The sequence below is a fragment of the Chryseobacterium pennipullorum genome, assembly GCF_003384725.1.
Classification (GTDB): domain Bacteria; phylum Bacteroidota; class Bacteroidia; order Flavobacteriales; family Weeksellaceae; genus Chryseobacterium; species Chryseobacterium pennipullorum.
This window is the reverse complement of record NZ_QNVV01000008.1, coordinates 193,593-208,445: the sequence shown is the minus strand read 5'-3', so window position 1 is coordinate 208,445 and position 14,853 is coordinate 193,593. Positions and strand designations below refer to the sequence as shown.

The window sequence follows — 14,853 nt, the reverse complement described above, 5'->3', positions numbered from 1 at the left end:
AAAATAATAAAAAGTTATTTCCGTAAAATTTTTTGAGCTGTAAGGGCTCAAAATTTTCCAGAATAACTTTTTAACTTACACAGTTAGTGAGATACTACCTTTTTTTTCCGATTCACCTCATCTATGAGTTGTATTGTAAATATAGTTTGCTTCACTTAAAAGGAAATTAATCTATCAGCTTCTTTCAAATTCAAATGAGCTTTCAGCCTTTTCATTCAGTGTAATATAAGCGTTAAAAGTTTTTCCTGACTTACTTTTCATTCCCTTTATTAATGAAGTTCTACCTGTGTTAATAAGGCTTTCGATATCATATACTGAGATTTGTATACCGCAGATATTTCTAAACTGCAACCAACTGCAACGAATATCACGACATTTTACAATATGATCATGAATAACCAAATACTGCGTTTTACATTTTGGACATATAATATTGGGAACATCAGGCCGTTCAATGTGGATGTGCAGTAATTCATCAGTAACAGATTTTGTATAGCTTTCGATTTGCTTTTGAAATTCAGCTTCCTTGGATTCATTATTTTCTATACGCTGCATTTCCAGTTCCCATTCTGCAGTTAAAGAAATATCAGCTATTTTTTTATCTTTTACGAGATCATGAACATATAGACCTTTGTCAGTTGGGATGATTGATTTTTTATCTCTTTTAATATAATCCCGATGAATTAGCGTCTCAATAATAGATGCCCTTGTTGCAGGTGTGCCAATGCCTATATTTTTTAATATCTTCCGTTGTTCTGTTTCTTCAATATCTTTCCCTGCATTTTCCATTGCAGACAATAGGCTTCCTTCAGTATAAAGGCTTGGAGACTGGGTTTTCTTTTCAAAGATCGTAATTTCTTTAATTTTAAGTTCTGCACCTTCCCTGACCTCAGGCAACTCCTCAACCGTCTCAAAATCATCTGAAGAAATACCGGCTATATTACGCCAACCTCTTTGCAGGATTTTACATCCCTGGACTGCAAAATCAAAATGAAGCACCTCTAAACCAACATCTGTAATTTCTTTGATACAAGGCTGTGAAACAACCTCCAGTAATCGAAAAGCGATCAGTTCATAAATAGCATTCTCTTTTGCCGTAAGTGCTGAAGGAATTTTTTCAGTAGTGAGCAGTCCATGATGATCGGTAACTTTCACATCATTGACAATTCTTTTGCTGAAGTTTCCCCAAGGAAGTGAGCCTACTGCATTTTTATATGGCTCCTTTTCCTGAAGAATTCTGATGAGATCAGGTATTTCCTGCCATAGATCTTCCGGGATGTATTGACTTCCCGTTCGGGGATAGGTAATAAATTTATTCTCATAGAGACTCTGAGCAATATTCAGCGTCTCCTCTGCACTGAAATTTAACCTCTTGTTTGCTTCTTTTTGCAGACCTGTCAAATCAAAAAGGAGAGGGGGTTGCTCTTTTACCGTCTTTACATCAATGGAAGTAATGGTTGCTGTTGTCGGGTTTCTTTCCAATGCTTTTACAATATCTTCAGCTTGTTTTCTTTCTGTGAATTTTAGTTTACCAAGACTTTTAAATTCTGTATAATCTTTTTGATGCCGCAACCCAATTTGCCAGTATTTCTGACTGATGAAATTTTTGTGTTCATGATAACGTTTGCAGATTAAACCTAATGTCGGAGTCTGAACCCTACCTAAGGAATACAATCCGCTACCTGCAGCTATAGTCAATGCCTGAGTGGTATTAATCCCTAATAACCAGTCGGCTCTGCTTCTGCACTGACCCGCATGAAATAAGCCATCATACTGATCTCCGGGTTTTAAATTTTGAAAACCATTTTGAATGGCTTTTTGTGTTAGGGAACTGATCCATAGCCTTTCAAACGGTTTCTTGCAATTCAGATATTCATAGATATACCGAAAGATAAGCTCTCCTTCTCTTCCTGCATCTGTAGCGACAATAATACGGTCACCTGCATCGAATAACTTTTCAATGATTTTCAGTTGTTTGGATGCTCCAGGGTCCACTAAAAACTGCTTGCCCTTTTTTACTTTTCTGACAGTTAGTTTGAATGGTTCGGGTAAAATAGGCAATGCCTCCTTGCTAAAACTTGAAATACCATAATCTTCAGGCATCGCCAATGCCAGTAAATGGCCAAAAGACCAGGTAACGGCATAGCCATTACCTGTTAAATATCCGTCGTTCTTTTCAGTCGCTCCCAAGACTATCGCTATTTCTCTGGCAACACTGGGTTTTTCTGCTAATACTACTTTCATACCGTTCTTCATTATGTTACATCAGACACCGCGTCTTCTTGCACGAGACTGTGTCTTATCCTGTTTTGCCTGCTGAATTTTATCTTTAGGGGTTTGTTGTCCTTTCTGTAACGGTTCTTTTAAATTCTTAGTGGCTTCATTGGTTTTACCTTCTGAATTAACTGCCGTTTGTGTTTTGTGTCCCTCCGTAGGTCTTGCCTGTTCTCTCGCTTTAGTTGGATTCTGAAACGAAAAATCTACTTTTCCTGTCTCTTGATTAAGGGTGATATAACCCTGATAGGGCTGGCCTTTTTTATCCAGCAGTCCATCCAGATAGATGGTTTGCCCACCTTTAAATTTCTCATACTGTTCATCACTTAAATCTTTGCCTCTGAATGTTTTTGGAATTTCTGAATGAGATTGTTGTTGACGCTCTTTATGATCGAATAAAAATTCCACATATTTTTTATCAGCATTAAACTGAACATGTGCATTAAAGGGCTCTCCTTTGGAAGAAATCATGCCTTCCAGATATAATGCCCTGCCTTCTATTAAAGTTTGCTTTTGCTCTTCATTTAATTTGATACCTTTAATCTCATCGGGAATTTTGATATTTTCAACTTTATAAGCAACCAGTTCATTCGTGAGACGGTCTCTGCTGATAACAGAAGGAATAATTTCATCAGTCTTTGGATTAATAAGCTCCACAACACGTCCCATATTCCCGTTTTCCATTAAATTTTTTTTGTCTTCTGCAGTAAACTCATGACCCAGAAATTTAAAATTGAAATTGGGTTCTTTTCTGATTCCATGAATATTGATGACCACATCTCCGGCATCATTGGTATTCAGTGAAAGCCGGGCATCCATTCTGGTAAGGGCTGTTCCGAGATTGATGGTGACAGGAACAAGACCGTTGGTTTTAAATCCTTTTAACATAGGATCTAAAGCATTTGCTTTTTCTAATTTTTCTTGAGTTAAGCCGAATTTTGACATCATATTCCAGTCGATTTGATCAGCAGAATACTGATACTCTTTTTCTGATAAAGGGTTTGTACTCATCGTATTGGTATTTGGGGTTAATATTTTGTAGGTCTTCAGAAATTCTTCACCCTCAGTACTGGGGTGGGTAAGGTGATGCTGGATCTGTTTTCCGATCTTCTCTGATTCTTTGAGTGGCAATTTAAAAAAGTTGAACAGAGTCGGATTTTTAAGTTGACTCAAAAAATTGGAGAAAAAGTTAGAGAATAGATCACCCTGTTTATCAATCTTGAGAAATTGATTCTGATTTTTCTTGGTGTTGGGTACTGTTTTCAGATCTCCTTTATCATCTACTGTTTTCACAGCTTCAATCTTATTGGTTTTGGGATTGAAAACCAACAGAATATTGATTAAAGAAGGATCCGGTTGAGTGTTTTGAATGTCTTCCATGATGCTAAATATTTAATTTAACATCGAAGTTAGCGGACTAAACTCGTTAAGAAAATAGGTTGGAATGAAGTGGAAGCCTTTGGCGGTAAAAGGTTGAATCAGATATTATTAATTAATCTGAAAGTAAGATTGATGCGCTCTTTCATAGGAGTGGCTGATTTAGCAATTCGATGCTCCCAGTTTTCCTGTAAATCACCTTTCATAATAAGCAAAGAACCATGGGGAAGCGGCAGACTGTATTTACTCTGATGATGGTCTTTCTTTCTGAAATCGAAATTCCTGGTTTGTCCGAGACTTATTGAAGCAATAACCGGTCGTTTCCCATATCTGCTTTCTTTGTCCCTATGCCATGCAACAGAATCATTGTTATCTCTGTAAAGGTTCAACAATACACCATTAAATCTGTATCCGAACTCATTTTCAATTCTTTCTTTTAACGAAAGTAGTTCCGGGGTCCATGAATTAGTCTTTGAGGAGTTGCTGTCTGCTGATTGATACGATTTCTTATCATCACCGTACCATGCTGTTAATCTCGGGGTCAAAACCATTTTGTCATACATCTTTTGAGTACGCTGTTCCCAAGGAGTATTCTCTAATAGTAATGCTTTAAGTGTATCCGCCTCTTCCGCACTTAAAAAATGTTCCCTGTATTCCAAAAGATCTTTTGGAAACTCATAAAATTCTTCGGCATTAAATAAACTGAGCTGGCTCATTGTCAATTTTTAATAAAATTTTTACTTTTACAAAATCCCGATTCATTGGGATTTTTTTTTTCATCATTTGTGTTTTTTACTTCCCTTCGGGGAAGTTTTATTTTGTTTTCATATTAAGCAGCCTGTTTTCTAGATTACTGATACTGCGTTTGGCATCATTGACCAGATTTTTCAGACTCTCCTCATCAGGCAGATAATGCGGTTTGTAGTCCTGAGGTAAAATTCCTCTGACATACCTCCATATTTCCACGACATCTTTAAGAAGAATATCATAAGGCTCATAAAACATATTATCCGCAGCCACCGTAATTGTTCTTGAATTCCGCTTAACAAAAGTTTTATAGGTGATTCCCTCAGTCGTAACAAAAATATATTCTTTTTTGGCTTTGAGATCTTCAGGTCTTTCAACATATTCCCCAATAATAATGGACTGATCTGCAAAAGGAGGCATAGAATCTCCATCTGCAAGAAAGGCTCTGAACTTGCCGTTTTTCAGAAACGGAAGCTGCATCTTCTGAAGGTTTTCCATATACTCAGGGTCGCTGTATCCGTTCAGATAACCCATAGAAGCTTTTTGAGGAACAATCTCAATAAAATTATCGCCATTTGAATCTACGACAACAGGTAAAATAATTTTATTACCCGGAAGTTTAACAATATCATCTAAAGGGTATTTACGAATATCAATACTGACCAGTAAATCAATACTGACCTTATGATATTTTGAAATCCTTAATAAGATTTCAATCGGTGGTTCAGAGCGACCATCTTCGTACTTCGCATACCGTTCACGGGTAATGGTAAGGTCAGCTGAAATCTTTGCCTGAGAGATTTTTTTCTGATCTCTCAGAAACCTGATGTTTTCTGAAAAAATTGACATTGGTATAATTTATACCAGCAAATATATAAATTTTGAGACAAATAGTATCTAATTTTGTCGCATGAATCGTTCGATAGTACATATGGATCTGGATACTTTTTTCGTCTCTTGCGAACGGAAAAAGAATTCAGAATTGGTGGGAAGACCGATCATCATTGGAGGTGGTGACCGTGGGGTTGTTGCATCCTGCTCATATGAAACACGATTCTTTGGCGTACGGTCGGCTATGCCCATCAAGATGGCTTTACGCTTATGCCCTGAAGCAATGGTGATTAAAGGTGATATGGATATGTATCTTAACATGTCTCAACTTGTCACCGAAGTAATCAGAGATAAAGTTCCGGTAATGGAAAAAGCAAGTATTGATGAGTTCTATCTTGATCTCTCAGGAATGGATAAGTTTTTTGGTTGCTATAAATGGACTCAGGAAGTGGCACAGGCAGTAACAGACAACACAGGGCTTCCCATCAGTTTTGCACTCTCTACCAATAAGACCGTGGCTAAAATAGGAACAGGCGAATCTAAACCTGTCGGAAAACTGGAGGTTAAAGAAAAAGATGTTCAGCCTTTTCTGAATCCTTTATCTATTAAGAAGATTCCAATGGTAGGCAATGAGACATTCCAGTTACTGTCAAGATTAGGAGTCCGTACCATTGAAATGCTTTCCCAGACCCCGCCTGATGTATTGCAGCAGTTGATTGGCAAAAACGGAACAGTGCTCTGGAAAAAAGCCAATGGGATTGATGAAACGCCCGTCATGCAGTATTCTGAAAGAAAATCCATTTCTACGGAAGATACCTTTTCACAGGATACCATTGATGTGTTTGCTGTGAGAAGCATTCTTTCAGGAATGGTGGAAAAGTTATGTTACCAGTTGAGAGAAGAGAAATGGCTTACTTCCACAGTGGTGGTAAAAATCCGATATTCCAACTTTGATACGGAAACAAAGCAATGTAGAATCCCTCATACTTCAGCTGATCATACCTTACTCAAATATGTACTTGAACTGTTCAATAAACTCTATACCAGAAGAATCAGGATCAGAATGGTGGGTGTAAAATTTACCAACCTGGTTCATGGATGCCACCAGATGAATCTTTTTGAAGATACTGAGGAACAGATCTCACTGTATCAGGCAATGGACAAGATTAAAAACAGGTTTGGTACAACCAGTGTATGCAGGGCTTCAGGTTTAATACGTTAAAAATTTTAGGTTATGTTTATCAATTGTCATTCTTTTCACAGCTTACGCTATGGAACCATTCCTATTCAGGATCTTGTTCAGCAGACTGCTGAGCATAATGTAAGATGTTTAGCATTAACGGATATCAATACTGTTACCGGAATCTATGATTTCTATAAGCTTTGTAAGGAAAAGGGGATCAAGCCTATTGTAGGCATGGAAGTCAGGGTAGATTATGAATTATACTATATCTGCCTCGCCAAAAATCCGAAAGGGATCGGAGAAGTCAATAAACTCCTCACCAATTACAATTGTGAACATGTACAGATTCCAAAGATCAATCCTGATCTGCCTGACAATATCATCATTTATCCTCTGCATAATCTGCCGGAAAAATTATCTGATAATGAATTCATCGGTATTCGATATGAGGAACTTAATCTGCTGATCAAACCTAAACTGAAAAAGCTGATTCCCAAAATGGTTATTCTTCATCCCGTAACATTTAAAACAAAACAGGAATATAACCTGCACAGGATATTGCGGGCCATTGACAACAATACATTGTTATCAAAGCTTAATGAATCAGATGTATGTAAGGCTACAGAAACTTTTGTTGATAAAAAAGAACTGTTACAGAAATATATTCATTATCCTCAGATTATCGGAAATACTAAAATGATAATCGGTTACTGCAGTTTTGATTTTGATTTTTCCACTCCTAAAAACAAGAAGTATTATACGGATTCAAAAGAAAATGACATTAAGCTGCTGAGAAAATTAGCCTATGAAGGTTTGGAAAAAAAGTATTCAATGAATCATACAGAAGCTAAACAAAGGCTGGAAAAGGAATTGGCAGTCATTGACCAGTTGAATTTCTGTGCGTACTTTTTGATTACCTGGGATATTATCCAATACAGTAATAAAATGGGGTTTATGCATGTAGGAAGGGGGAGTGGAGCTAACTCAATTGTTAGTTATTGCATCGGAATTACCGCTATCTGTCCGTTAGAACTTGACTTGTATTTTGAACGGTTTCTGAATCTGAACCGCAAGACTCCCCCTGACTTTGACATTGACTGGAGCTGGCAGAGAAGGGATATTATTCTGGAATATATTTTTAAAAAGTATGGCAAAGATCATGTGGCTTTTTGCGGAACCAATGTTGAGTTTAAATACCGTTCTATTTTCCGTGAAGTGGGAAAAGCATTTGGGCTTCCGAAAGAAGAACTGGATGCCCTGGCGACAAAACCCATGAATCAGCATGATGATAATTCAGTATTCAGATTGGTTCATAAATATGGGAAATTATTAGAGAAATTTCCTAATCAGAGAAGTATGCACTCATGTGGAATCTTGATATCGGAAGAACCTATTACCAATTATTCTGCACTGGAGATGCCTCCTAAAGGATTTCCGATTGTACAGTTCGATATGCATACCGCTGAAGATATCGGACTGGAAAAATTTGATATTCTCTCACAACGGGGGTTGGGAACTATTAATGATACCGTACAACTAATTGAAAAAAAAAGAGGGATTAAAGTAGATATCGAAGATACAGCCCTTTCTAAAGATGAGGTAAAATGTAATGAATTTCTGAGTATCGGAAAAACTATCGGATGTTTTTATATTGAATCGCCCGCCATGCGGGGATTGCTGAGAAGACTGAAATGCGATAATTATAAAGTGCTCGTGGCTGCTTCATCGATTATTCGCCCGGGTGTAGCGCAAAGCGGAATGATGAAAGAGTATATTTTCAGACATAATAATCCTACTCAGTTTGAATACTTTCATGAGGTTTTCGAAAAGGAACTGGGTGAAACCTACGGCATTATGGTATACCAGGAAGACGTCATCAAGATTGCCTTACACTTCGGAGGACTGCCTGCCTCCGATGGTGATGTTCTTCGAAGGGCAATGAGCGGTAAGGGACGTTCTCTGGCTGCACTTCAGAAAGTGAAAGATCATTTTTTTGAATCCTGCAGAGCAAAAGGGCATCCTGAACAGCTGTCTAAAGAAGTCTACCGCCAGATAGAATCTTTTGCCGGATACTCCTTTTGTAAAGCACATTCCGCATCTTATGCCGTTGAAAGCTACCAGAGTCTATTCCTTAAAGTCTTTTATCCTATCGAGTTCATGGTGTGCGCAATCAATAACGGCGGTGGCTTTTACAGAACGGAAGTATACGTGCATGAAGCTAAGATGTCTGGTGCTACCATTAATAATCCCTGTGTCAATCTCAGTGAATGGCAGACCACAGTATATGGGACTGATGTCTATCTGGGATTGATGCATATCGAAAAACTGGAAGGAAGGCTGGGTCAGTTGATTCCCGAAGAAAGAAAAAAGAATGGGGAATATCGGTCCTTAGAGAACTTTGTCAAGAGAATTCCTATAGGCATCGAAATATTACAGATCCTGATTTTTATCGGTGCATTCCGGTTTACAGGAAAACAAAAACATGAGCTGCTTATTGAAGCAAGATTTTTATTAGGTAATAATAAAGAGGTTTACCGGCAGCCTACCTTATTGGAGGAGCCGCAAAAAAGTTATCACCTTCCTAAGATTGAAAGAAATAAGTTTGAAGATGCTTTTGATGAAATAGAAATTCTGGGGTTTCCGGTTTCCTTTTCTCCTTTTGATCTTCTGCAGACAAAATACCGTGGATCAGTCATGGCTAAGAATCTGATAAAATACCATAAGAAGCAGGTGAAAATGCTGGCATATCTGATTTCGAGAAAACATGTTCCTATCAAAAATAAACGGGAAGGAAATAAAAGAGATGAAATGTTTTTTGGGACCTGGATTGACGCAGAAGGGGAGTATTTTGATACCGCTCATTTTCCGGATTCTCTTAAACAATATCCTTTTCAGGGCGGAGGATGTTATCTGCTGTTGGGAACTGTGGAAGTCGACTTCCATTTTCCTACGATTACCATTCATAAAATGGCAAAAATGCCCTTCATTCCCGATCCCAGGTATTCAATGGACCAGGAAAAATCTCAGGAAACACAAAGAAATCTTAGGGAAGACGTTAGTATGACCTTTAGAAAACCTTATCCACAGGAACATGAGATTGGGTTGCCGAGGGAAAAGATGAGGTAATTGAAAAAAAATCATGTCATTTTTGATTACGTAAATACATTGCGTAGAATGATTGTACCTTTGTTAAAGCTATATAGAATGGCGATTAATAAATTATTTTAAATAAAAATACTATGAAGTAAAAATTGACAAAATTATAAATCCCGGAAGTGATGGTGAGAGAATAGTACTAAATGTATTAGAAGATACTGATATTGGTGAATATTTAATCTTAGATACTACTTATACATCTTCAGGAAAAGTATCTAATAAAGTAAGACATCCTTATTGGTTTCCGGATAAAAAGGTCAAAAAAGGTGATAAGGTCGTTTTATACACAAAGGAAGGTAGTAACAAAAGTGTACAAAAAACAGAAAATACCATTCATTTTTTCTATTGGAATCTTAAAAGTTTTGTTTGGAATAATGAAGGAGATTACGCCTTGCTATTACATGTTAAAGAATGGGAATCACATCGAGTTCAACCAGAATAAGATAATTCTTACTAATACATCATGTCTCAGAAAAGATATAATGTATTAACAAAAATGAAGTTTTCTTGGTTATGTAATTTAAATATTATTATTAAGTTCATCTTTAAATCCAAGATTAGATAATATTAATGATATTGCAATCTTTCGTAAACAATATACTTGAGATTGCAAATCATCTTCTTTAATAGATTTCAGGCTCCCATGTGTAATGCTATCTCTGGTTTTCTTTAATGTTCCAAAATTAAAACCAAAAGCTGATGAGTCAATATTGCTTAATTTTAAAGTTTCTTCAAGAGGACTTTTGAAAGGCTTAAACTCAAGTTTGTCGATAGCTCCTTTAAGTTTTTTCTCAAATTCTGCTTCATCCTCTTTATTATTTAGATAAAGTTTTAAAGTATCAAATAAGTTTTCAGAAATTATTTTCTTATCTGTGTTGAAACTAAATTTTTCCTGCTTTTGATTAATATTAAAAATTTCAATAATGTTGAATAATAGGAGAAAAGCAGATGCCGGATTTACTTCTCTAGCATGGAGAATATTATCTATTGCTTTTGTTATTTTTTTCTCATTTTTAATATAATTTGAATACCAATCATTCTTTAGAAATTTTTCTATTCTATAATTTTTGTTTAGAAACTCCGAAACACTTTCCATATCTGAGACATAGGTTTGGTTTGTAGGCTCCATATTTCTAAAAATATAAATATAATTCTCAGTTCTAAAAACTAATTTATCTATTATTACTCTTATTCCATAGAAGAATGAAAGACAGTTGCAGATTATTTGAAGCCTATATCTAATTTCTTCAAATTCAATCTCTTCAAATCTGAAATTAATAGTCCCCATTTTCTTTACAGTAAATTCTTCACTTGATCTTCGTTCATTGTCTGTAAATTCTAACTCAGGTCTATATGACAAATTATCTATTTTATAATAGTCTGACATACCTTTCATCCGGGATATGGAAAATAAATTTTTATTACCAAGATTTGTGAAAAAAGAATAAAATAAATTGACAACTTTGAGTCCATTTCTATTTAGATAAGCAATACCTTCATTGATAAATTCCTTGTGAATGTTATCCTTGATAATGCAGACATTACTAAGAAAGATAGTGAAAAAACGATTTTTGCCATCACTTTGAAAAGAAATGGATTTATAAACTCTACTTTTATCAAATATAAGAGAAACTTCAGTATCTACTATTTCAAAACTTTCTTCGAATAAGCCTAGTGCATTTTCGGATAGTGAATAATAAAGGTCAATACGAGAATTGATACTATCATCAATTATTTGAAAATACATCTCTTCGTCGGAAATGAATAAATGTGCATGATGAATCTTATCGGAAATTCTTTGATCTCTAAATTTTAAGTTTATACAATAATAATTTTTCATAGATATTGGAGATTTTTATTTCATTAATATCATTTTGAAATAGAATATAATTAAATTTTATACTGGCTTATTTCTATTATCAACAATGATTAATCTTGTAAACTCGATAAAATCTCTTTCAAATTCCTTGTAGTACCAAGAAGGAATTTCATTTGAAAATGTTAGAAGTTCGGTAACATATGCTGGTAGTTTTCGAATATCAATCTTTCCTTTCTCACTATCAATCATTTTAAAATATCTTTTGAGAAAAGTATCAAAATCAACTTCATGTTGTAAATCACAACAAAATAAGCATTTGAAAGGTATAGATAGTGAAATAAGTTTCTCTGTCGATGTGAAAGACTTCGCTGGCTTAATGACATTATCGAAAATTTCCTCCGCACTAGCCACATACATTCCTTCTTGAGAAACTAAAGGACATCGACTGGGGAAATTCTCATTATTATAAAAAGCATAAAGAGGAATAGCATTTACTCTTTGGGCATCCGAAATTAGTTTTTCTATTTGCATATTATGGCTATTACTGTATCCGATACTACTGTAATGATCATAATCTTTTCGGAGTCTTTTAGCCTGAATTCGAAATCTATGACCATGCCTGTCATCAATAACCCATAATTCATAATCTGCGCCGGTAAATCTCGCCTCTTCAAATCTTGTAAATTGTATAGATTTGATACAAGAATTCAGGTCATTTAATTTGAATAACAGCCAATCGGATATTGATTCTTCATTAACATTAGCCTGTTTATTCTGCCAATGTAATATTTCACGTGAACATGCAGCAAAAGCATGGCAAATTCCTACCTCCATTTTTAGCTTCTTAAAAAGGTATCATAATCATCACTATGAATAACTAAATCTTCTTTTCCATTATCTTTGAAGCTTTTAATGATTTTGGCTTCTGAAGTGACGTAGATTGTTTTTCTATTGCACTTATTTTCAAATTCAGTTGCAAGAATAAGTTGCATATCGTAAAAACTATTCCATCTTTTTTTCTTGTCTGATGCAGGATTGTAGAAATTTTCAAGTTCTGGCAGATCTACTAATTTTTTTAGAATTTTTTCAATAAAAAAATCTATTGAAACCTTGTAATCATTGATGAAAATATTTTCAAAATATTGTTTGTCAAATGGTAACTCATCTGATTGAGTTTGTTCCGCAGCCATTTTTATAAATGAAAGTCCTATAATTTTGTGCATGTCCTTATTTCTAATAAAAGTTCTAAACTCATTGTTGAGTTTTGCATCATTTTTTAAAATCTCCCAGTCAGGATTACTGCTATCAGGACTAAGCTCCTTAATATATTTCTCTTGAATATTATCTATGATTATTTTCTTTTCGGTTACAATATATTTCTGGACGTCTGATAGGTAGGTTTGGAACTTTTTATTGAATTCTTGTAGACTATTTTGTGTAACCTGTGCGCTTAAGTTAAACACATTCATATTCAGATCTTCTAAACTTGATCTTTTTTTATACAAATCCATACACATAAGCGGATATATTGTCGGAACTATTGCATATCCATCATTATTATAAGCATGTTTCATTAATATTTTTAATGAATCATAACATATCCCAGAAACAGCATCAGGATCTTGAAAATGATTTAATAATTCAAGTCCAACAATAGTGGGAAATAAAACTTTTACGCCCTTCTCTTTCTCTATAATAATTTGCTTGTCAAAATCATTTATATTGCTAAGTTCGTGGTATTTATTTCGATAATAGTTCGTATCAAAAATGTATTGTGTCATTTTGGTTATTAGTTTATTGTTAAAAATACAAATTATTTTGATATATCACTATTAAACTGATTTATCATACCTGATAATAAAATCCACTTTTAAACTGGCATTAAAATGTAATAACTTTGTAATATAATATGATTATTATGCAGTCTCTAGATATTAATAGCTCAATATATTCTCCAGCTTCTATTTTAGGTCTTTTTAGCAATGCTTTAAGAATTAATGCTACTACGACCCTGATTTATTTAAAAGGTAGGTATGCATATGGTGGAGGTAAATCTTATGGTAATTACTATTACGATAATTTATTTTCGGAATCGGATAATATTTCAATAGGAGTTAGAATTTCAGCATTATTAAGAACAAAGATTGTTAATAATGAGGTGTATACTTTACGTGGGTATATTGAAAAAAGTATAAAGAACTCTTCTGTTGAGTTAAGGTTTGTGGTAGATGAAATCATACAACAGGAAGAGAAAGCAATCTCGGAAGAAGAGTTACAACGGTATGAACTTATACAGGAAAAACTGGAAAAAGGATCAATGGATCTGGAAACGGTAATCAGAAATAAAATCCTAAAAGAAGAGCCTATCAGAATTGCGAATATTTATGGGAATAATGCGATTGTTCAAAGAGATTTTGCTGAAGGACTTGATGTTTCGCAGAAATATTTTCAGATTTCTGAATATACCTGCAGCATTACTTCTACGACATCTATTGCAGAAAAACTGAAGGAGGTCTCTAAATCTGATTATGATATTATTGCGTTAGTCAGAGGAGGAGGGGATCGCCAAAGCATGGAAACCTTTAATAATATTACATTATCAAAACTCTTTATCAATTTACCGGCAGTGTCGGTAACGGCCATAGGACATACCGTGGATGAAACCCTTTTGGATAAACTCGCAGATAAGCGTTTTCATCTACCTCATGATTATGGAGCGGGTCTACACGCTATTGTAGAGAAGCTACTACATGAAAAGTCCAATTCGAGAGCGTTGCTTATTGATGAGGTTAAAAAAGATGTCAGCAAGCAATTTACTGAGCAAGTGAAAACATTGTCCCAGCAACTTGCTAAAAAGACGGAAGAATTTCAGAAACTACAGGAGCTTTCTTCTAAGCAACTTATTGATACACAGAAAAACTTCACTGAACAGCAAAAACAAAGACAGCTGGAGATGGATAATTATAAAAAAGAAATATCCGTACTGTACGAAAAGAATTTGCAATCTGTTATTAATGAGAAGACCGCATCTTTGAAAGCAGGAATGGAATCTTTACAGAAAGAAAATTCCAGACTGACTACAGAAGTTCAGCAAAGCAAAGGGGATTACTCCAAGATTATTATTGCTGTGATTATTTCGTTAATTGTTGGTTTTGTATTGGCTACTCTTTTTAAATAATTTTTTCCTTGGTGAGTAAAACGGCTAAGTGAAAAAGTGTTTTTGCCTGGTACTGTTTCCGGAGAGCACTTAATCTTTTTTCGATTAAACTTTCACTGATTGTGATGGAGTGGTGGGTGCTTAGTTGTTCGCTGATTTCTGTGACCTTATAGCCTTCTGATAGATATTTTATGATGAGTAAATCTCTGTTTTCCATTGAGTAAAAATAGAGTTTTATACCTAATAATTAATTGTTTAATTTCTTTTTAAATGATGATGATGATTTTTTTAGTGAGGCTATCGGGGAAA

The 14,853-nt window shown here is 34.9% G+C and carries 11 protein-coding genes; 3 read left to right on the top strand and 8 right to left on the bottom strand.

From position 1 onward, the window contains the following. Positions 1 to 174 precede the first annotated feature (174 nt). The 4 genes from DRF67_RS11125 to DRF67_RS11110 form a co-directional block, all read right to left on the bottom strand. Entirely contained in the window at positions 175 to 2,244 is a 2,070-nt protein-coding gene (locus DRF67_RS11125; protein WP_115928386.1) for a type IA DNA topoisomerase, read from the bottom strand. A gap of 21 nt (positions 2,245 to 2,265) precedes the next feature. Further along, positions 2,266 to 3,654, bottom strand: a complete 1,389-nt coding sequence (locus DRF67_RS11120) for a DUF3945 domain-containing protein (RefSeq protein ID WP_115928377.1) — start codon at positions 3,652 to 3,654, stop codon at positions 2,266 to 2,268. A gap of 98 nt (positions 3,655 to 3,752) precedes the next feature. After that, positions 3,753 to 4,367, bottom strand: a complete 615-nt coding sequence (locus DRF67_RS11115) for an alpha-ketoglutarate-dependent dioxygenase AlkB family protein (protein ID WP_115928376.1) — start codon at positions 4,365 to 4,367, stop codon at positions 3,753 to 3,755. 97 nt (positions 4,368 to 4,464) lie between these two features. Continuing rightward, positions 4,465 to 5,247: an XRE family transcriptional regulator gene (locus tag DRF67_RS11110; RefSeq protein WP_115928375.1), complete on the bottom strand. Its 783-nt coding sequence runs from the start codon at positions 5,245 to 5,247 to the stop codon at positions 4,465 to 4,467. Positions 5,248 to 5,308: 61 nt separating this feature from the next. Here DRF67_RS11110 and dinB point away from each other — a divergent pair, with 61 nt between their 5' ends. Together dinB and DRF67_RS11100 are read left to right on the top strand one after the other, a co-directional pair. Beyond that, positions 5,309 to 6,451 carry a DNA polymerase IV gene (gene dinB / locus DRF67_RS11105; protein ID WP_115928374.1) on the top strand — a complete coding sequence of 381 codons (1,143 nt, stop codon included), beginning with the start codon at positions 5,309 to 5,311 and terminating at the stop codon, positions 6,449 to 6,451. A 12-nt stretch (positions 6,452 to 6,463) separates the two neighbouring features. Further along, entirely contained in the window at positions 6,464 to 9,538 is a 3,075-nt protein-coding gene (locus DRF67_RS11100; protein WP_115928373.1) for a DNA polymerase III subunit alpha, read from the top strand. Positions 9,539 to 10,088: 550 nt separating this feature from the next. Here the strand turns inward: DRF67_RS11100 and DRF67_RS11090 are convergent. From DRF67_RS11090 to DRF67_RS11080, 3 genes are read right to left on the bottom strand one after another with little or no spacing between them, the layout of a single operon-like run. Next, positions 10,089 to 11,408, bottom strand: coding sequence for a HEPN domain-containing protein (locus DRF67_RS11090; protein ID WP_123912733.1), 1,320 nt, complete (start codon positions 11,406 to 11,408; stop codon positions 10,089 to 10,091). Positions 11,409 to 11,465: 57 nt separating this feature from the next. Then, complete coding sequence (locus DRF67_RS11085) at positions 11,466 to 12,221, bottom strand: DUF6615 family protein (RefSeq protein WP_115928371.1); 756 nt, start codon at positions 12,219 to 12,221, stop codon at positions 11,466 to 11,468. A gap of 2 nt (positions 12,222 to 12,223) precedes the next feature. After that, positions 12,224 to 13,168 (bottom strand): hypothetical protein, encoded by a 945-nt coding sequence (locus DRF67_RS11080; protein WP_115928370.1) that lies wholly within the window; start codon positions 13,166 to 13,168, stop codon positions 12,224 to 12,226. A gap of 137 nt (positions 13,169 to 13,305) precedes the next feature. Here DRF67_RS11080 and DRF67_RS11075 point away from each other — a divergent pair, with 137 nt between their 5' ends. Further along, complete coding sequence (locus tag DRF67_RS11075) at positions 13,306 to 14,565, top strand: exodeoxyribonuclease VII large subunit (RefSeq protein ID WP_165851783.1); 1,260 nt, start codon at positions 13,306 to 13,308, stop codon at positions 14,563 to 14,565. Here the strand turns inward: DRF67_RS11075 and DRF67_RS11070 are convergent. Continuing rightward, on the bottom strand, positions 14,558 to 14,761 hold the full coding sequence (locus DRF67_RS11070; protein WP_115928368.1) for a helix-turn-helix domain-containing protein: 204 nt from the start codon (positions 14,759 to 14,761) through the stop codon (positions 14,558 to 14,560). The two genes, DRF67_RS11075 and DRF67_RS11070, sit on opposite strands and share 8 nt — an antisense overlap. Positions 14,762 to 14,853: the final 92 nt, after the last annotated feature.